18 protein-coding genes and 1 tRNA gene are annotated in these 19888 nt (G+C 40.4%); all 19 read right to left on the bottom strand.

What is annotated here, in order from left to right; genetic code table 11:
- Positions 1–385 precede the first annotated feature (385 nt).
- The 19 genes from lysS to MW695_RS20090 all read right to left on the bottom strand — a co-directional run bounded on the left by lysS (position 386) and on the right by MW695_RS20090 (position 19779).
- Positions 386–1885 carry a lysine--tRNA ligase gene (gene lysS, locus MW695_RS20180; protein ID WP_247107287.1) on the bottom strand — a complete coding sequence of 500 codons (1500 nt, stop codon included), beginning with the start codon at positions 1883–1885 and terminating at the stop codon, positions 386–388.
- 124 nt (positions 1886–2009) lie between these two features.
- The gene (gene dusB / locus MW695_RS20175; protein WP_247107286.1) at positions 2010–3011 is read right to left on the bottom strand and encodes a tRNA dihydrouridine synthase DusB; all 1002 of its coding nucleotides are present in this window, start codon (positions 3009–3011) and stop codon (positions 2010–2012) included.
- A 17-nt stretch (positions 3012–3028) separates the two neighbouring features.
- Positions 3029–3226, bottom strand: a complete 198-nt coding sequence (locus tag MW695_RS20170) for a helix-turn-helix domain-containing protein (RefSeq protein ID WP_247107285.1) — start codon at positions 3224–3226, stop codon at positions 3029–3031.
- Positions 3184–3705, bottom strand: coding sequence for a 2-amino-4-hydroxy-6-hydroxymethyldihydropteridine diphosphokinase (gene folK, locus MW695_RS20165; protein ID WP_247107284.1), 522 nt, complete (start codon positions 3703–3705; stop codon positions 3184–3186). Before folK ends, MW695_RS20170 begins: the two co-directional genes overlap by 43 nt.
- A complete protein-coding gene (gene folB / locus MW695_RS20160; protein WP_247107283.1) occupies positions 3702–4064 on the bottom strand; it encodes a dihydroneopterin aldolase in 363 nt (120 codons plus the stop codon). Before folB ends, folK begins: the two co-directional genes overlap by 4 nt.
- A gap of 4 nt (positions 4065–4068) precedes the next feature.
- Positions 4069–4854, bottom strand: coding sequence for a dihydropteroate synthase (gene folP / locus MW695_RS20155; RefSeq protein ID WP_247107293.1), 786 nt, complete (start codon positions 4852–4854; stop codon positions 4069–4071).
- Positions 4855–4888: 34 nt separating this feature from the next.
- Complete coding sequence (pabC, locus tag MW695_RS20150; RefSeq protein WP_247107282.1) at positions 4889–5734, bottom strand: aminodeoxychorismate lyase; 846 nt, start codon at positions 5732–5734, stop codon at positions 4889–4891.
- Entirely contained in the window at positions 5719–6315 is a 597-nt protein-coding gene (gene pabA, locus MW695_RS20145) for an aminodeoxychorismate/anthranilate synthase component II (RefSeq protein ID WP_247107281.1), read from the bottom strand. The genes pabC and pabA overlap by 16 nt, the downstream gene beginning before the upstream one ends.
- A gap of 12 nt (positions 6316–6327) precedes the next feature.
- A complete protein-coding gene (gene pabB / locus MW695_RS20140; RefSeq protein ID WP_247107280.1) occupies positions 6328–7752 on the bottom strand; it encodes an aminodeoxychorismate synthase, component I in 1425 nt (474 codons plus the stop codon).
- Between the two features lie 203 nt (positions 7753–7955).
- On the bottom strand, positions 7956–8879 hold the full coding sequence (gene cysK / locus MW695_RS20135) for a cysteine synthase A (protein ID WP_247107279.1): 924 nt from the start codon (positions 8877–8879) through the stop codon (positions 7956–7958).
- Between the two features lie 104 nt (positions 8880–8983).
- Positions 8984–9862: an Hsp33 family molecular chaperone HslO gene (hslO, locus tag MW695_RS20130; protein ID WP_247107278.1), complete on the bottom strand. Its 879-nt coding sequence runs from the start codon at positions 9860–9862 to the stop codon at positions 8984–8986.
- On the bottom strand, positions 9855–10640 hold the full coding sequence (locus MW695_RS20125) for a type III pantothenate kinase (RefSeq protein ID WP_247107277.1): 786 nt from the start codon (positions 10638–10640) through the stop codon (positions 9855–9857). The genes hslO and MW695_RS20125 overlap by 8 nt, the downstream gene beginning before the upstream one ends.
- A 140-nt stretch (positions 10641–10780) precedes the next feature.
- Complete coding sequence (gene ftsH / locus MW695_RS20120; RefSeq protein ID WP_247107276.1) at positions 10781–12775, bottom strand: ATP-dependent zinc metalloprotease FtsH; 1995 nt, start codon at positions 12773–12775, stop codon at positions 10781–10783.
- 68 nt (positions 12776–12843) lie between these two features.
- Positions 12844–13383: a hypoxanthine phosphoribosyltransferase gene (hpt, locus tag MW695_RS20115; protein WP_247107292.1), complete on the bottom strand. Its 540-nt coding sequence runs from the start codon at positions 13381–13383 to the stop codon at positions 12844–12846.
- Between the two features lie 62 nt (positions 13384–13445).
- Complete coding sequence (gene tilS, locus MW695_RS20110) at positions 13446–14831, bottom strand: tRNA lysidine(34) synthetase TilS (protein WP_247107275.1); 1386 nt, start codon at positions 14829–14831, stop codon at positions 13446–13448.
- A gap of 39 nt (positions 14832–14870) precedes the next feature.
- Positions 14871–15878, bottom strand: a complete 1008-nt coding sequence (locus tag MW695_RS20105; RefSeq protein WP_247107291.1) for a serine/threonine protein kinase — start codon at positions 15876–15878, stop codon at positions 14871–14873.
- Positions 15844–16587 (bottom strand): VWA domain-containing protein, encoded by a 744-nt coding sequence (locus MW695_RS20100; protein WP_247107274.1) that lies wholly within the window; start codon positions 16585–16587, stop codon positions 15844–15846. The genes MW695_RS20105 and MW695_RS20100 overlap by 35 nt, the downstream gene beginning before the upstream one ends.
- 232 nt (positions 16588–16819) lie before the next feature.
- On the bottom strand, positions 16820–19291 hold the full coding sequence (spoIIE, locus tag MW695_RS20095) for a stage II sporulation protein E (RefSeq protein WP_247107273.1): 2472 nt from the start codon (positions 19289–19291) through the stop codon (positions 16820–16822).
- A 414-nt stretch (positions 19292–19705) separates the two neighbouring features.
- A tRNA-Met gene (locus tag MW695_RS20090) sits at positions 19706–19779 on the bottom strand.
- Between the last annotated feature and the right edge of the window lie 109 nt (positions 19780–19888).

Below are 19888 nucleotides of genomic sequence, written 5' to 3'. Positions count from 1 at the left end.
TCAAACTCTCCATAAAAGTTGAGTTGAATTAGCTCATATATTTCATAAAACATTGACGAGATTCCTTGTTGCTCACGCAACAATTGTCTCTTTTTCGCTTGGCTTTTGTTCAGTTTTCAAAGAGCTTTTTAATGTCGCTTTCTATTTAACAGCGACTTTAAAATCATAACAAAATGAGACCGGATTGTCAAATCTTTTTTGGCTCATTTATTCTCTGTCTTAGCGACAAGAAATAATATAACATCATTTAACCATGTAGCGCAAGTACTTTTTAAAAAATTATTTACGTATCCAGTCCCTTTGAAGGTTTAGAACAATGATTCTTTTACTAGTGGTGTCCTAAAAGTCAAATACAAACCTTCAGACACCACTAATAGTCTACTCTTTATTCTGGTTGATCTCTATGACGCATTTGCGGAAACAATAATACATCGCGAATAGATGGCGAATTCGTTAGCAACATCACTAAACGGTCAATCCCTATTCCAAGCCCACCAGTCGGTGGCATTCCATACTCCAACGCCTCAACAAAATCTTCATCCATCATGTGAGCCTCTTCATCACCTTGTTCACGCTCAACAAGCTGTTGCTCAAAACGCTGACGCTGATCAATCGGATCATTAAGCTCAGTAAAAGCATTAGCATGCTCACGACCAACAATAAATAATTCAAAACGATCGGTAAAGCGCCCATCGTCCTCATTTTTCTTTGCTAAGGGTGAAATAGCAACTGGGTGGCCATATATAAACGTAGGTTGTATCAACTCTTCTTCAACAAAATGCTCAAAGAATTCATTGACAACATGCCCAAACGTCATCGTCTCTTTAACAGGAACACGATGCTCTTTCGCTAGTTGACGCGCCTCTTCGTCACTCAATTGCTGCCAAAAATCAACACCCGTCTTCTCCTTGATCGCATCCACCATGTGAACCCTCTTCCATCTAGGGGTCAAATCAACCTTATGGTCTCCATACGTAACAATCGTTGTCCCTAGAACTTCTTTAGCGATATGAGCCACAAGATTTTCGGTCAATTCCATAATGTCATGATAATCAGCATACGCCTCATACAACTCGATCATCGTAAATTCAGGATTATGTCTCGTCGACACCCCTTCATTACGAAATACTCGTCCAATTTCGTACACCTTCTCTAAGCCACCGACAATGAGACGCTTTAAATGAAGTTCAATAGCAATTCTCATATATAATGTCATATCTAACGCATTATGGTGTGTCACAAACGGACGAGCCGAGGCACCACCAGCAATCGAATGCATCGTCGGTGTCTCTACCTCTAAGTAACCATTAGAATCTAAATAACGACGCATTGATTGTAAAATACGACTACGCAAAACAAATGTATCACGAACTTCCGGATTCACAATTAGATCGACATAACGTTGACGGTAGCGTTGCTCAATATCTTTTAAACCATGAAACTTATCTGGTAGTGGGCGCAATGATTTCGAGAGTAGAGTAAAGGTTTGTACCTTGATAGATAATTCGCCAACCTTCGTCTTAAAAGCCAACCCTTTAACACCCACAATATCACCAATATCAATCGAATTAAAAAGCTCATACGCCTCATCGCCGACAGCATCTTTGCGGACATAGATTTGAATTTGACCCGTTAAATCCTGGATATGGGCAAAGCCCGCTTTCCCTTTTCCGCGCTTTGTCATAATTCGCCCAGCAAGAATCACTTCCTTTTCCTGCTCACCTAATGTTTCTTTATCCAGTTCACCAAATTGTTCATTCATTTCTCTAGCAGAATGGCTTCTCTCAAATTTCTCCCCAAAGGGATCAATCCCCTTTTCTTGCAATTGCTTTAACTTGTCCCGTCTCACCGTTAACAATTCATTTAACTCTATTTCCTGCGACATCTATTTCACTCTCCTTACTTTGTTATCAAACGCTTATGTCCGATTCTATGTAGAAAAAACTGCCAGTGACAACACTGGCAGTATACTTATCACAAACGAATTATAGTGAAGAGTACGCTAAAAGTCAAACAGCGCTTGACGTCTCTGCCTGCTGTTCTTCTAGCTGCTCAATATAACCGTACAATGTGTTAGCCACATCATCTCTTGTAGCAAATTGATTGATTTGATCACGGATGCGCCCACTCCCACGCATTCCTTTTAAATACCACGCTGCATGCTTACGCATTTCACGAACAGCAACATTTTCACCCTTTAAATCAATTAGTCGATCGAGATGCAACATACAAACATCGATCTTTTCACGAGGGGGCGGTTCAACAGGTGTCACCCCATGCTCTAAGTAATTGATCGTTTGATACAACATCCATGGATTTCCTAATGCCGCTCTCCCAATCATGACACCATCAACACCCGTTTCGTCTAGCATACGTTTCGCGTCTTCAGGTGTTTTCACATCACCGTTACCCATGACAGGAATAGATACAGATTCCTTTACTTGCTTGATGATATCCCAGTTCGCAACACCTTCGTACATTTGAACACGTGTACGTCCATGTAACGCAATCGCACTACCACCAGCACGCTCTACCGCTTGTGCATTTTCTACCGCAAAAATATGCTCCTCATCCCAGCCCATTCTCATTTTCACTGTAACAGGCTTCTGAACAGCATCAACTGTCGCTGACACCATTTCATATATCTTATTTGGATCTAACAGCCATTTTGCTCCTGCATCACATTTCGTAATTTTCGGAACTGGACACCCCATATTGATGTCAATAATATCCGCATTCGTATTTTGATCAACGAACTTCGCTGCCTCTACAAGCGTCTCCTTTGCACCACCGAATATTTGTAAGCTCAAAGGCTTCTCGCGCTCGTCAACGTATAGCATACTTAATGACTTCTCATTTTTGTGTAAAATGGCCTTGTCACTTACCATCTCAGCACAAACTAAGCCTGCACCAAACTCTTTCGCTATTAATCGAAAGGCAGGATTACAAACACCAGCCATCGGTGCAAGAACGACTTGGTTTTTCATCTTAATGGAACCTATTTGTAACATGTTCTTTCACCTCCGATTTAAGTTCCCTTCACTTCATCTATAAGAACATTTAGCGTAGCAGCAATTCGTTCTAGCTGTTCTTCTGTCGGTTGTCGGCTCTCCCTTTCAATCTCACCGAGTACAGACAGTGAGAGACCCACCTCTTTTGCAAAGCGTTGTTGAGTATAGCCTTTTAATTTTCGAAACGCTCGGATGCGTCGTCCAAAGTACTCCATACCTTTACCCCTTCTTTATCTGGTAATGTATTATAAAGCTCTTCAACAGTCTGTCCCTTATCTGCAACATACAACGTCGGTGCAATTTCTTTTAGTGGCACTAACACAAAAGCACGTTCCCACATCCTCGGATGAGGAATGATTAAATGCTCCATCTCCATATTTTCTTGGTCGTAGAGCAGAATGTCAAGATCTATTGTACGCGGCCCCCATTTTATTTCTCTTGTTCGGCCGCAATCTCGCTCGATCTTTTGTGTTATTTCCAATAATTGTTCACTTGTTAAACTTGTTCGAATGGATATGACCATGTTTAAAAAGCTTTGTTGATCTTCATATCCAACTGGATCTGTTTCATAAATTGAGGAGAGTGCGCATACGTCAATCATAGCTTCTCGACTAAGTAAATCAATCGCTTTCTCCAAATGTGCTTGGCGTTTTCCAATATTAGAGCCTAAAGCAATATAAGCAATATGCTTCATAACCTTCCCCTCGTTATTTCAACAGCAACTGCCTTATATTGTCCAGCAATCGGTGGATTGGGCTTCGTCACTTTCACTGTACACTCCTGTAATAGTGTGTATGTTTGTAATAATTCTGCTGCAATTTTCTCCGCTACAACCTCTATTAACTTATAAGGCTCGCCCTCGACAATAGATTGAATACGTTCATACGCATCACCGTAATCAATTGTATAATTTAGTTCATCTGTCCGTCCAGCTTCGATCAAATTTAGCTTCATGACAACATCCACGATATAACGTTGACCGAGCTTCTTCTCTTCCTCGAAGACACCGTGATAACCGTAGAACTGTAATTCATTTAAATAGATTCGATCCATACTTCTACTCACCCTTTCTCATTAGCACATCCATCATTTGTGTCATTCGTGACATTTCCTTCACATCATGGACACGCATAATAGAACACCCCTTCATAGCACCGTAACAAACCGTTGCACCTGTCCCTTCCACTCGTTCGTCAACTGGAAGATCTAATGTTTTGGCAATAATCGATTTTCGTGATGTACCAAGCAGGACAGGGTAACGAAGATTTACTATACGATCTAAATGACGCATGACTTCCATATTTTCCTCATATGTTTTCGCGAAGCCTATCCCAGGGTCTAAAATGATATTACCTTCCTTTACACCCGCTTGCTTACATAACGCAATACTTTCTTGTAAATCATTTATAACCTCTGACATTAAATCAGCGTAAACATGATTCTCGCGATTATGAGTCAAGATAATTGGGACATCATTACGAGCTGCGACTTCCGCCATCCTTTTATCCCATTTCGCCCCCCATACGTCGTTAATGATAGAGGCTCCAGCTTGAATCGCTTCATTCGCTACTTCTGCCTTGTACGTATCGATTGAAATTGGCTCGTCCAATTCCTGACGCAGGGCACGAATAACCGGCAGCACCCGATCTAATTCGTCCTCCACTTCAACAAAAGTAGCACCCGGTCTCGTTGATTCACCACCTACATCAATCATATCAGCACCATCAGCAATCATTCGCTTTGCCTGCATAACCGCTAACTCTACATCGTTATAACGGCCACCATCAGAGAATGAATCCGGTGTCGCATTGAGAATGCCCATTATCAATGTTTTCCTTTTCATTTTCTCTTGCCATCTTCCCAATTGATTCACCTACCTATTTCAATTCATCACTACTCCACAAACGTCGGCGGTTCTTTTCAAACGAGCCTTGAAGCTGAGTCGTTATGAATCGATCTCCTTTTCTTTGCCCATCAAAATAAAGTGGCACGATCTCTTGAATCGAATTTGTCATGAAGACTTCATCTGCTTCCTTCACATCGGATGGTAGAAAGAAACCTTCTTCATAACGTACCCCCCAATGATTTAGCTGTTTTAATACAAACTGTCTTGTTATACCACTTAATATCCCTGTTGCTAAATCTGGAGTATACACGATGCGATCACGTACCCAGAATACATTTGAGACAATTCCTTCCGCTACAAAGCCTTCCTCCGTCAAAAAGATCCCTTCTTTGTCTCCACTTGATCCTAACTCCCTCTTCGCTAAAAGATTGTTTAAATAATGGTGTGATTTTAACCGCTCAGAGCCCTCAGGTGTATTTCTCCTGAGCTGAAGAAACTCCGCTTTCTTCTCAAGCGGTCTATTTGGTAACGGTTTAACGAACACAATAACCGAAGGCTGGCTATACTTTCCGGTGTACAGTCCAATATCCTCAATTCCAGCTGAAATATTCCATCGGACGTAAGCGTTTGTCAATCCATTCTTCTTCAACAGACTTTGTAAAATGGTCAGCACCGCTTCTCTAGAATAGGTCCATTGAATATCCAGCACAGCCAGACCTCTTTGCAAACGTTGAAAATGGTCATCCAACAAAAATGGATGACCATCTACAACCGCAAATGTTTCAAACAAACCGAGGCCATATAAATAACCATGATCATAAGGTGATATGCGTGCCTCTTCTCTATGAATGATGTCTCCATTTACGTAGATGAACACGTTAACGTCTCCTTACCATATGTTTCAATGAAGTTTCGAAGCATCTTCTTGCCATCATCCGTCATGATTGACTCTGGGTGAAATTGAACTCCTTCAATAGGTAATTCCTTATGGCGAATAGCCATAATTTCCCCTTCTGCCGTTTCAGCTGTAATCTCAAAGCATTCAGGTAATGTTTCTCTTTTTACGATAAGAGAATGATACCTTGTTGCTGTTAACGGGTTTTCTAATCCTTTAAAAACCGTTTGCGCATTATGTTCAATCTTAGACGTCTTTCCATGCATTAAACGGTCAGCACGTACGACGTCCCCACCAAATACTTGCGCAATTGATTGATGCCCGAGACAAACACCAAAAATTGGGATTTTTCCCGCGAATGCGGAGATAGCCTCAAGACTAATACCGGCTTCATTAGGACTACAAGGGCCTGGTGAAATCATTAAAAACTCGGGATTTAGCTGTTCAATTTCAGCAATCGTCATTTGATCATTACGCTTAACGACGAGCTCATGGCCCATTTCCCCTAAATATTGTACAAGGTTATACGTAAACGAATCATAATTATCAATCATTAAAATCATCTTATTACCTCCTCAACTCAACTGAACTGGATTTTTTCTCAACTCTTCTTCACTAAGCTCTAATGCTTTCCATAGGGCTCTCGCCTTTTTTAATGATTCTTTATATTCATTCTCCGGTACGGAATCAATCACAATCCCCGCACCTGCTTGTACATGGGCATAGCCATCTTTACAAACCATTGTCCTTATCGCAATATTCAGCTCCATATTCTTATCAAAACCAATCCATCCGATTGATCCAGTATAGACCGAGCGGCGAACAGGCTCAAGCTCCTCAATGATTTCCATTGTGCGTACTTTGGGAGCACCTGTTATCGTCCCTCCTGGAAACGTAGCACGTATAACATCATATAACGTATGCCCTTCTGCTAACATACCCTTCACATTTGAAACAATATGCATGACATGCGAATATTTTTCGATAACCATTAATTCATCTACTTCCACTGTCCCATACGAAGAAACTCTCCCTAGATCGTTTCTCTCTAAGTCAACAAGCATCACATGCTCAGCTCGCTCCTTCTCATTATTGATTAACGTTCCTGCAAGCTCTTGATCTTCCTTTTCGTTTTTACCACGTGACCTCGTTCCTGCTATCGGTCTAGTTGAAAGCTCTTCGCCTTGCTTTTTCACTAACAACTCAGGGGAAGCACTAACTAATTGAAAATCAGGTGTTTGCAAATAGCTCATATAAGGAGAAGGATTCAGTTGCCTTAACCTTTTATACACCTCTAAAGATGGGACATTTAATGGCTTCTGCTGTCTGACAGAAAGGTTAACTTGAAAGACGTCTCCAGCAGAGATATAATCCTGAATTCGCGTTACCGCCTTGCAAAATGCTTCTTCTGTTAGAGAAGACTTCACTTCACCTTGACTGTCACTTAACGCTATCATCTGTTGTTCATCTTCACCATGTTTAGTCCACTGCTCGAAGTAGTCTGTTAGCCGTTTATCTAATCGTTCTCCTTCACTCTTGTCACCATATACAATGATCCATAGCCGATTCTCCATATGATCATATATGAACACATCATCAAATATCATAAAGTAAAGGTCAGGTAATGCCAAGTCGTCCTTCGCTTGGTTCGGTAAATCCTCGATTTCACGAACAATATCATAGCTGAGATAACCCATTGCTCCACCTTGGAATGGAGGGAGCTCTGCACTCGTAGGATGATGATAAGGTACAAGGACGTCCTCTAATAACTCTAATAGGGCGCCTTGCCTTTTTTCGACGCCATTTCGATCCTCAATCGTTAACGTTGTACCTTTACCTGTTACGACTGCAATAGGCTCTAATCCCATGATACTATAGCGCCCACCACGTCCACTTTCTAATAAAATATGATGAGGATGATCAGCGATAAGCTGTGTATAACGTTTAAACCACTTACTTTCATGAAGAGGAAAAGACTTAGCTTTTTTGAGTCTTTTCATTTGTTTGGACACCGTCCTCACCTCTGTCTCTTTTCCTTTCGTATATTCTACATGAGAATAGCTATAAAGAAAAGATCGGTTCCTTTTTTCTTTCACACAACGAGAACTTCCATTCATACGTTTTTTTATCCTAAAAAAAGATATCGGAAAAGCAACGAATGCTTCCCAATATCTTTTCTGAACTATTTATTAAGAATGGTCGCTTAATCTTCAAATTGATATAAAGGAGTACTTAAATAACGTTCTCCATTTGAAGGAATAATGGCCACTACCTTTTTACCTGCCCCAAGCTTTTCAGCTAGTTGAAGCGCAGCATAAATCGCAGCACCTGAAGAAATACCACCAAGAATCCCTTCTTCACTTGCAGCACGACGAGCATATTCAAATGCCTGTTCAGTCGATACTTGGATGACTTCATCGTATATATCAGTATCTAAAATCTTAGGAACAAATCCAGCTCCAATACCTTGAATCTTATGCGGACCTGGGTTACCGCCTGAAAGGATAGGAGAATCAGACGGTTCAACAGCAGCAATTTGTAGGTTTGGATAGTGCTCCTTTAACAACCCACCTGCACCTGTGATCGTACCACCTGTACCAATACCTGATACAAATCCGTCAATTTGACCTTCAACTTGCTCAAGTAATTCCTTACCAGTCGTATTACGGTGAATCTCAGGGTTCGCCTCATTTTCAAATTGCTGAGGCATAAAGTGTCCCTCTTCTTGTGCAAGCTCAGTTGCTTTGCGGATCGCTCCGCCCATGCCTTCTGGTCCTGGCGTTAACACAAGCTCCGCGCCATAAGCACGCAGTAAGTTACGACGTTCCATACTCATTGTCTCAGGCATCACTAGCTTTGTTTTATAGCCTTTAGCAGCAGCAACCATCGCCAGGCCAATTCCCGTATTCCCACTAGTCGGCTCTACAATGACCGTATCTTTTGTTAATTTGCCTGCTTTTTCAGCCGCTTCGATCATCGCAAGTGCGATACGATCTTTAACGGAGCTTCCAGGATTCATATATTCGAGCTTTAAATAAATATCAGCATGCTTATCAGAAACAAGACGATTCAGTTTTACTAACGGCGTTTGACCAATTAAATCTGTAATAGATTGAACAACCTTCATAAATAGTTCCTCCTTTTAATCCCTAGTAAATTTATTGGTTTTGTTAAAATAATAGTATCAAACCGCTACCAAGGTGTCAATTGAAACGTTTCAAAATTTTATTTTTATTTAACTTGTTCTAGCAATTGTTTTAAATCGTCTTCTGAAAAATAATATTCTTCGTTACAAAAATGGCAACGCGTCTCAGCACCGTGATCTTCTTCAATCATGCTTTGAATTTCCTCAGCCCCAAGACTGATAATCGCATTCTCAATTCTTTCCTTAGAACAGTGACAATTGAATATAATTGGTGCTTTCTCCAATACCTTAACATTTTCCTCCCCGAGTAAAGATTGCAAAATTTCTTCAGGTGGCATACCAAGTTCAATCAATTTTGAAATAGGGGGAATGGCAGACAGTCTTTTTTCAATTTCTTCTACAATCGCATCTTCTGCTCCAGGCATTAACTGAATAATAAATCCACCCGCTGCCAAAACAGAATTATCAGGATTAACAAGCACTCCGACACCCACTGAAGAAGGTGTTTGCTCAGAGGAAGCGAAGTAATACGTAAAGTCCTCACCTAATTCACCAGAAACGATCGGAACACTTCCGGTAAAGTGCTCTTTTAACCCAAGGTCTTTAATAACAGACAAGAAGCCCTCTTTCCCTACTGCTCGGGCAACATCTAGCTTTCCGTGCTCATTTAAATCAAAATGAACGTGCGGATTGGTCACATATCCTCTCGTTTCACCTTTGGCATTTGCGTCGACCACGATCGATCCAATTGGACCACCTCCCTCAACTTTAACAGTCATTTTTTCATTTCCTTTTAGCATCATTGCCATCATCGTGCTTGCCATCATTGCACGCCCTAACGCAGCTGATGCAGTAGGCCATGTTCCTTGTCTTCGAACGGCTTCATTGACCATTTCTGTCGCTACTAACGAATATGCTCGTACTTTACCGCCAAATGCGGTTGCTTTAATTAAATAATCAGTCATTCTTTTCGCCTACCTTTTTGTTCTTATCATAAATCATTTTCAACCCTTTTAACGTCAAAAAGGGATCGACGTAATCAATCGTTTCTGCCTCTTCAGAGAGTAATTCCGCAAGACCTCCTGTCGCAACGACAACAGGGTCACTTTTTGCTGAGGCTTTGAATCGGTTTACCATACCATCCACTTGACAAATATAACCGTAAAACACGCCTGATTGCATCGCGTGAACCGTATTTTTCCCAATTACTTGATTAGGCTTGGAAAGTTGAATTCTTGGCAATTGCGACGCTCTTGTATACAGAGCCTCGGCTGAAATCGATAACCCTGGTACAATCGCTCCCCCCATATATTGCTTCTGTTCATTCAAGTAACAAAAGGTAGTCGCTGTACCAAAATCGACAATAATAAGAGGGGCTCCATATAATTGTATGCCAGCTACCGCATTGACAATTCGATCTGCTCCAACTTCCTTTGGATTATCATATTTAATATTAAGACCCGTTTTTATGCCCGGTCCAATGACCAAGGGCTTCTGGTTAAAATACTTTTTACACATTAATTCGAGCGTATACATGATAGGGGGTACGACCGATGAAATAATGACACCTTCCACCATCGAAAAATGTAGTTGCTCTTGTTCAAATAATGCTCTCATTAGCATGGCATACTCGTCTTCTGTCTTCTCCCTGCTCGTCGCCATACGCCAATGATACTTTAACGATCTTCCTTCATAGCCACCGAAAACAATATTCGTATTGCCTACATCAATGACAACAATCAACCACACTCACCACCACATTTAGTATAGAGCCTAAGAAAAACGCGAAAGCGTCTTTTAAAGAATTTTATACTTTCTTACCTTTTAAAAAAGAGTGCCCCATAAGGTTTGACCTTATGAGACACCCTATACATCACGATGAATTATTCATCCTTTTTGTTTGGTGAATCCTCTTGCTCTTCTTCTTGATTCACTGGTTCAGCATCTGACTTCTGATCATCCTGCTTCGATTGAATGTTTACTTTCACATCACTCGTTTTTTCATCACCATTTTCTTTGTGACGATTCGTATGATGATCTTCTGGCAATTTACCCTCGTTTATTAACGATTTAATTTGCTCTGCATCAAGAGTCTCTAATTCAAGTAACGTTTCAGCGACAAGATCAAGACTTGCTTTATTCTCAACCAAAATTTGTCGACAGCGCTCATAGCACTCCTTAATGAAACGTTGTGCTTCTAAATCAATTTCATGAGCGAACGCTTCACTATAATTTTGTTCATTTTGAATATCACGACCGAGGAATACTTGGCCTCCAGAATTAGAGCCAAACTGCATAGGACCTAGCTTTTCACTCATACCATATTCAGTAACCATTTTCCTAGCGATAGAAGTTGCACGTTGAAAGTCATTATGTGCACCTGTACTCACTTCACCAAATTGAATTTCCTCAGCCACACGTCCACCAAGTAAACCGATAATTTTGTCAAGCAGCTCCGGCTTCGTCATAAAATAACGATCTTCTTTTGGTAGCATGACCGCATACCCGCCTGCCATTCCACGAGGAACAATCGTTACCTTGTGTACCATATCTGCGTTTTCAAGCTTCACACCTACTACCGTGTGACCAGCTTCATGCCAAGCAACAATATTTTTTTCCTTTTTCGAAATGACACGGCTCTTCTTAGCAGGGCCGGCAATCACACGGTCAATGGCTTCTTCAATATGAATCATACTTATCTTCGTTTGATCATGACGAGCAGCAACGAGAGCTGCTTCATTTAGTAAGTTCTCAAGGTCTGCCCCAGAAAAACCTGGCGTTCTCGCTGCAATTGATTCTAAATTGACATCATCATTAAGAGGCTTATTTCGTGCATGTACTTTTAGAACCTCTGCACGTCCTTTGACATCAGGTCGATTCACTTGGATTTGACGATCAAACCGGCCAGGACGTAACAAGGCTGGATCGAGAATATCAGCGCGGTTTGTTGCAGCAATAATGATAATCCCCTCATTAGCACTAAATCCATCCATTTCAACAAGCAATTGGTTTAACGTTTGCTCACGTTCATCGTGACCTCCACCTAAACCAGCTCCACGCTGACGCCCTACAGCATCAATCTCATCAATGAAAATAATACAAGGTGCATTTTTCTTCGCATTCTCAAATAGATCGCGGACACGCGATGCCCCAACACCAACAAACATCTCAACGAAATCTGAACCACTAATCGAGAAAAATGGCACACCCGCTTCTCCTGCAACCGCACGTGCAAGTAATGTTTTCCCTGTACCAGGTGGTCCTACTAGAAGAACCCCTTTTGGAATACGCGCACCGATTGCTGAGAATTTACGAGGGTCCTTTAGAAACTCAACCACTTCCACGAGCTCCTGCTTCTCTTCATCAGCACCAGCAACATCTTTAAATTTCGCTTTTTTCTTTTCATCACTAACCATTTTGGCCTTACTCTTACCGAAGTTCATTACACGACTACCGCCGCCCTGAGCTTGGCTTAATAAGAAGAAGAACAAAATGAAGATAATAATGAAAGGAATGATCGATGTAAAGAAAGTCACCCAACCACTTGTCTCATCAGCGCCTTCAATTTCAACAACAAGCGGACTACCGTCTGGACCAACAGCTTCTGTTAAGAATTGAGCCGTTTCTTCACTCACTAATAAATTCGATTCGAAATATTCATCTTCAGGCTGATCGGTAAATTGACCACGAACTAAATATACTTGACGAGCTGGCTTGACGGTCATCTCACTTACTTCTCGTTGCTCAACTCGTTCTCTTAGTTCAGTATATGTTACAGGCTTTGTTTCAGTTTGATCGGAACTGAATGCATTCACAATTCCTATAATAACAAGAAAGATAAGTAAATAAAAAATGGTATTACGAAAAATCCGATTCATTCTTGACCTCCTCCCACGACAATAAGACTTCAATTATCGTATCATAACTGTTCATTTGATCACAAATGTTAACTCTCATAAATCTCAGGCTTTAATACCCCAATATAAGGAAGGTTGCGGTATTTCTCTGCATAATCTAATCCATATCCAACAACGAAGGCATCTGGTACTGTGAAGCCAGTTATGTCTGGAATAAGATCAACCTTTCTTCCGTCTGGTTTATCAAGCAATGTCACAACCTTAACCGACTTTGCTTTACGATAATGAAAGAGCTCGACTAAATAACTAAGGGTCAAACCACTATCAATAATATCTTCTACAATTAGTACGTCCCTTCCCTCTACAGAAGCATCTAAATCTTTAATGATTTTCACTTCTCCAGAAGACACTGTGCCTTTGCCATAGCTTGATACATCCATAAAATCCATTTCAAGGTGAGTATCAATTCGCTTGGTTAAATCAGCCATGAAAGGAAGAGCTCCTTTTAACACACCAATAACAAGCGGGAACCGACCTTCGTACTCTTCGGTTATTTGTCGCCCTAACTCAAGGCATTTACTTTGAATCTGTTCTTCAGATATCAATACCTCTCTAATCTCGTCCTTCATCAAGTTCCATAAACCTCCTAATTGTCTATCAAATCTAAACAACGCCGACTTTTCCTAGCAAGTTAATTCTCATAGTTACATGATAAAATAAGACGCTTTTTCGTCTTAGAATGGACATTAGCAACCATTGATCGATGTAGAAGAGGGACCCACAAAATTCGGCCAGCTCCATCAATGACAATCGGCCACTTGTCTCTTTCTTGCTTAGGAATTTTTCGGTCAATAAACAAACGCCCTATTTTCTTTGTCCCATTCATCCCACGACAATGCATTCGATCATTCGGAAGGCGGTGACGAACCGACAACGGAAATGTAACTTCATCATAATCCACTACCATTTCATCTACAGATTCTTGATTATGCATATTCGTTATTCGTGCATGTAAGGACCAATCGGCTATCTGTACATAACCTGGTACAGATAGAATATATGATTGATTAAGCTGTTTATTCATTGGCTCCTTCATAAAATGGCAATTGTTATAGTCGCGTTGAAATAAAAAAGAATGGGGTAAATAATGCTCTCCGCCAGGTTGTTCACGTTGTATCATGTGAATCACTTGCTCAATATGTATAGAGGTAACCGTTGGAGAATATTTCCCATAGAGATAATTTAATATTAGATGAATCATTCTCCTTTGTAAAGGCATGTTCTCAACAACAAAAGAACTACGAGAAATTGTAACGATTTGTTCATTCTTTTGAACAATGATAGAAGACAGCTTATCTTCAGCTAACTGCATTAAAAACTCATCATCTTCATAAGCCCATTCGCTTTGACGTTGCATATGAATATGAACCTTTTGATTTTCCCGTTTCATATGTGGCAAGAGATCCTCTCTAAACCGATTCCTCGTATACGCTCTTGATTTGTTACTAGAATCCCTTCTCGGTTCAATACAAGCTTCATTACAATAATGCTCAATTTCATCCTTTGTTATTCCAAGAAACGGTCGAATCACTTTTATTTTCTCAATGGTTCGTTTCGGTAAAATCCCGTAAGGCTTCAAGGCATAGCTACCACCCACGATTTTCATCATCATCGTTTCCATCTGATCGTCTCCGTGATGCCCTGTCGCTACGACGCTATTCTCCATTTCATTCGCTAGCTCACTAAACCATTGATAGCGTAATTGCCGCGCTGCCACCTGGGTACTCACTTGATGATAGGTTGCATAGCTCTTTACATCTACTTTTTTTTCAAAAAGTCGTATAGATTTTTCTTTGCAAAATTGCTGAATATAAACCTCATCATCATCAGCTTCTTTTCCTCGAAGCTGGTGATGGACATGACAGGCACAAACGACAATGTTTAAAGCTGTGCGATTTGACCACAGCAAATGGAGAAGTGCCATTGAGTCCGGACCACCTGAAACAGCAACTAAAACCGTTTGCTTCGGCTTTAATAATTTGTGCTTAGAAATAAACGACAAAACCGCTGCTTCCATCCCCAGCTTCACCTCCTCCAATACGCCGTGTAAAATTCATTACATCATTTGTCCAAATAAGTATAGGATATATAGTAATAGAAAAAAAGAGGAAAGCAAAAAGATTTCCACAAAATACCCCTGCTTTTTTTCTGGACGACGATTTTTGCTTTCCTTAGCATAAGTCGAGCTCTTCTTTCTAGATCTCTTCACTTGCTGTGATGAAGTTGAAGACTTGGGTGGCGCCTTAACTTCTAGTCCTTTCGACAATGCCTTTAACATATCGTTTTTCATTAGCTGTGCGCTATCATATTTCCCTTGTAACGCTTTTAACAAAACGTGCTTAAAAGGAGATAAAATCGATTTCCGTTCAATTTGACGTTTTAAAAACACGAGTGGCTTTTCACCTTGCTTTTCGAAGCGTTTCGGGTAAACACAATTAATCATAATCATAGCAACTGCAAACAAATCATAGCTAGATTCTGCCTTTCTCGTTCCTAAGCCCCAGTAACCACGATCGTAAAATTCCGTGAATTCTTTGATTGAACGACCTATTAACGTTGTTCCACCAACGTCCAACAAACGAATTCTAGCCGGGGGACCAACTACAATCATATTTTCCGGCTTCAAATCACCAAACACCCAGCCTGACCGATGCAGCCTTTCTAAATCACCTAACAACTGCACCATTAAAAGACCGAGCCATTCAACTCCTCTAGAATTCATAAAATCTAGCAAACAAGGTCCCTTTAAATATTCCATCACATAAAACGGAAATGTTTTATTTTCATAAGTAAGATCATCAACATCAAACAAAGAAGGTCCAAGCATTTGGCTTTGAACCTTCGAAAAATGTTTTAATACATTCACTTCTGATGTTATCGACATTTGGTCCAACCCAACCTTTAGTGCCACTTGTCCTTGCTTTGAATCGGCTAAATAAACCGTCCCATTTGCACCTTCACCCAGCTTCCGAATCACTCGATACGGATTTTTGTGCCATTTCCCGAGAAATTTTTCCCCTGAAGCAAGTCTACATCCCTGATTCTTTGAATAGCTGCTCTTCATCTTCACCAGCGATCAAACCCCTTCTTGATTCTGCCTTTGAGAATTTATGCAGTGCTTCCTTTAATGCCGGCCCTGTAGGAGTAATCCCTCCTGAAGACAGCTTTTGAAAAAGGCTTGTTAATGATTGAAGTTTCGGTGACCAGTCTAATAGTTTATCGATATTTTTTCGCTTCCCAGGAAAAGAGTATAAAGAGAAGCGATTAGCTCCTATTCTTGACGTTAAACTAATTGATAGATCTGTCAACGCTTCTTGTACCATTGGAAGTTTGTTTTTCATACTAGCACTCGTATCAACTAGTAGAAGAACTTCAAGACTCATTGTTTCACCAAGCTCATCAACTACTTCCATTACCTCCCCACGTTTATTCGGCGGCAAATCTTCCATTTCCGTACTATCTCCCAATATTTGTGAAAGCTCCTTATTAACCACTCCATGAATCGTTTGCGTCATCGCTTTTCGCGTAACCATTTGAACCGTTTGAGGTAATTGTTTAGCATAAACAATTTGACTGACTCCATTACCAGCCATCGCTATCGCTTCAATTTCCTCTATTCCTTTTTCACTTAAATGATTATCATCAACAATTCCAACGACATTTACTGTAATACCTTGCTCTTTAGCTAGCGCTGCTATCGCAATTGGATCTTCACCATGATTTGAATGTCCATCTGTCAACAATAGAACTTGCCTTAACGTTCCCTTATTCACTTAAATCCCCTCCAAGCATTGAATGGTAACAGCATTCACTAGCTTAAAAGGTTTTATACGTTAAAACAGATAATGTCCTAAGAAAAACTGAGTAGCAGTCTTTCTTAATTACGTCGTGCTAAGCCGTTACAAGGGTTTGAGCTTTTCTAAATGTGAGCTTCTTTCAGAAAAGCATGTACCGAGCGAAGCCGACGCCTCCCGCGAAGCCACTTACACCTCTCTAATTCATTTTTTAAGAGAATGCGGCCTTCTGTGTTTGTTTTCTAAATAGATGCGGTGATTTATACAGTGGAATCGCGGACCATTTCGGAGTATTTTGCTCTACCTTTGCCACAATGACCGTCATATCATCCTCAATATCTCCTTGTCCTTGTCTAATAATACGCTCCAATATTAAATCAGCAATATCTTGAGGTTTATCTGTATTCATTTCCGTAATCATACGCTTCATCCACATGTCCTTATTTTCAATTTGCTTTGGAGCATCATAAATACCATCACTCATCATAATAAGGAGATCTCCTGGCTTAAGCTGCTCATTGACAACATCAACATCAAACTCCTGGAACACACCCATTGGTAAATTACTTGCCTCTATTTTTATAATTTGATCCCCTCGTTTAATAAAGCTTGGAATCGAACCAATTTTCAAAAACCTCGTTTCTGCATTCTGCAAATCAATCATTGCCAAATCTAATGTGGAAAAGACTTCATCTGTTGATCGTAGCGACAAAACCGAATTAACCGATTTAATGGCTACCGTTTCCTCTATTCCTGATTGTAATACTTTCTGTAATAATTGTAGTGTTTCATTACTTTCCAAATGTGCACGTTCACCATTCCCCATCCCATCACTGATCGCAATGGCATATTTTCCGGTATCGAGCTCAATGGTCGAATAACTATCACCCGACACCCACGCACCACCTTTAGCAACATGAGAAACACCTGTATTGACGACAAACTGTTTAGCCGATGCAAATGAAACATGACTGTAGCCATTAGGATAGAAACCACTCTCCTCTTTCTTCACAATAATCGTTTCCTTTAACAAATCAGAAATCATTGGAGCAATAATTTTCTCACAATGTCCCTCTCCTTGATAAGCAACACTCATTTCAATTTCTGTATGGCCTTTTTCCAAACTAAATATATCAATATGACCTACCTCCATACCGACTGTTCGTAACGCATCAACCATTTGCTCCTCTTGATAAGAGTACGCTTCCTTTTCCCGCTGAATTTCTTTAGCGAAATCGCCCATCACTCGTGATACGCCTAACAATTGATCGGCAACGAGCTTTCTACTTTCCATCACTTGCTTCTTCAACTTTTGATTTGCTTGAAATTGCTGTTGTTCTTGGTCAATCGCATGAATCACCTTGTCTGGCTTAATACAATGTCTCTTCCATTCAGCCATTAACACTTGATCTTTTATCTCTCCTTGATGCTCCATCTCAACCATCATTCGTTGCATAGAATCATATGTTTTTGAAAAATCCTTAACCCAACACCTCTCTTTTTTGAAGCATGTTTGGCACGTTTTCTCTGTTACATTACTTAATAAGTAATCCATTTCTCTTTCTTCATCCTCTTCAGTTGAAACGCGCTCAGACGCTTGAAAGCTATTCGATAATGTTTGGAATAACGTTGAAAACTGCTCAACACGCCCTGCTGTAATATCTCTTATTTTCCTTAAATACTGCTGCTGCTCCTTTGAATATTCTGCAGTTCCGGGAATATATCGCGCAAGGTAGTAAATAAATCCTTTAGGTGTTAAAAAGAAAATCAATATGGCAAACAACGATTCTAGTAGTGTTACAGACAACGCCGATCCACCGTCACCATAAAGGCCAATTAATAATGTTCCTACAAGTAAACCGAGTCCGACACCTACACGCTTCCCTTCTTTTAACAGACCACCTAACAAACCTGCAAAAGCAAGTAAACTCATCTGATACAAGCTAGCTACACTCGCTAAGCTTAAAATCAACCCAGTTACAACTCCAACAGTCGAACCAATTGCCGCTCCGCCAACAAAGGCAAAAACTAACACAAGGTACCTCGCCAGCACATGCTCAACTGTCACATCATAAAAAGCCCAGCCCACCGTCCCTGTCATAATAGATGCTAATAGTATAATTAAGCATACAATCTCTTCATTTCTTAATGGTTGCTGAAATCGCCTCTGTGTAATTAACGGCACACTTTGCATAAAGATCATCGTCAAAATAAAACTTAAACCCGCCTCGACTGTGGACATCATCCATACATATTGACTGACAGTCCCTTCGACTAAAAAGACCATTCCTACTCTCGTTAATATACTTGCACCAAATACCATATAAGGTAAAGACCTAGCCGAGTCAGTCGCAAAGCGAGTGGTGAGCTTATAAATAATCACATAGGAGAATATAGCAATAGCAATAAAGAGAGCTTGTCCATGATAACTTGATAATGCCCCTAATACGAGAGAAATAGCCGCTATTGCTACACGTTCCTTCTTTAAAAAGTAAATAGCTGCCAAGTAAGGAAGTGCAAACGGGGCCAATTCTGCTAAGATCATCGCTCTCCCAAGCAAAAAACCTACTACCGCAATAAGCAATCCATACTGAAAAAATAAAGACCGCATCCACACTTTTAATTGTTTAAAAGCATTTCCGCCATGAATCCAGGCTTGTTCCATCACCACTTCTTTTCTCATTCTTACTTCCACCACCTCTTTTAAAATCGTGGTTTTATTATAGCGATTGTGACGCACAGTTTTTGTCAAAATGGAGACTCAATACATAAAAAGTGTTCGACTCTTTTCGGCTAAAATAGGTACACATACCAAAACTACTGCTTTCATCAGCAAAGAAATCCTCTTAATATAGGAGATAATTGAACATGATGGGGAAAGAAAAACAGGTGAGATTAAAAATAAGAGGTATATTTCTTTACATGCGTCGCATAAGGCTGAGTCAAAGTATTTTAACAAAAGAGAAACCGAACAAATACAAAACAGAGCAAATAAACTCTCCTGAGATAACGTAAAAACGCCTTTGAGAATCATTTCTCAAAGACGTTTTGTCTACGTTTTAAGCTACCTTATAGCATGAGATAGCTTTTCCTTTAGTAGCGGCGGAGGGGATCGAACCCCCGACCTCACGGGTATGAACCGTACGCTCTAGCCAGCTGAGCTACACCGCCATATTTCATATAGCTTAATCACGACAAGTAATAATATACTATATCCATTTCTCTAAGTCAACATGAATTGTGACAAATGACTTTCTAAGAAAAACAAAAAACACCGAGG

The sequence above is a fragment of the Halalkalibacter sp. APA_J-10(15) genome (assembly GCF_023017105.1).
Classification (GTDB): domain Bacteria; phylum Bacillota; class Bacilli; order Bacillales; family Bacillaceae_D; genus Halalkalibacter.
The sequence above is the reverse complement of the archived record's forward strand: the minus strand, read 5'-3'. Positions and strand labels throughout refer to the sequence as shown.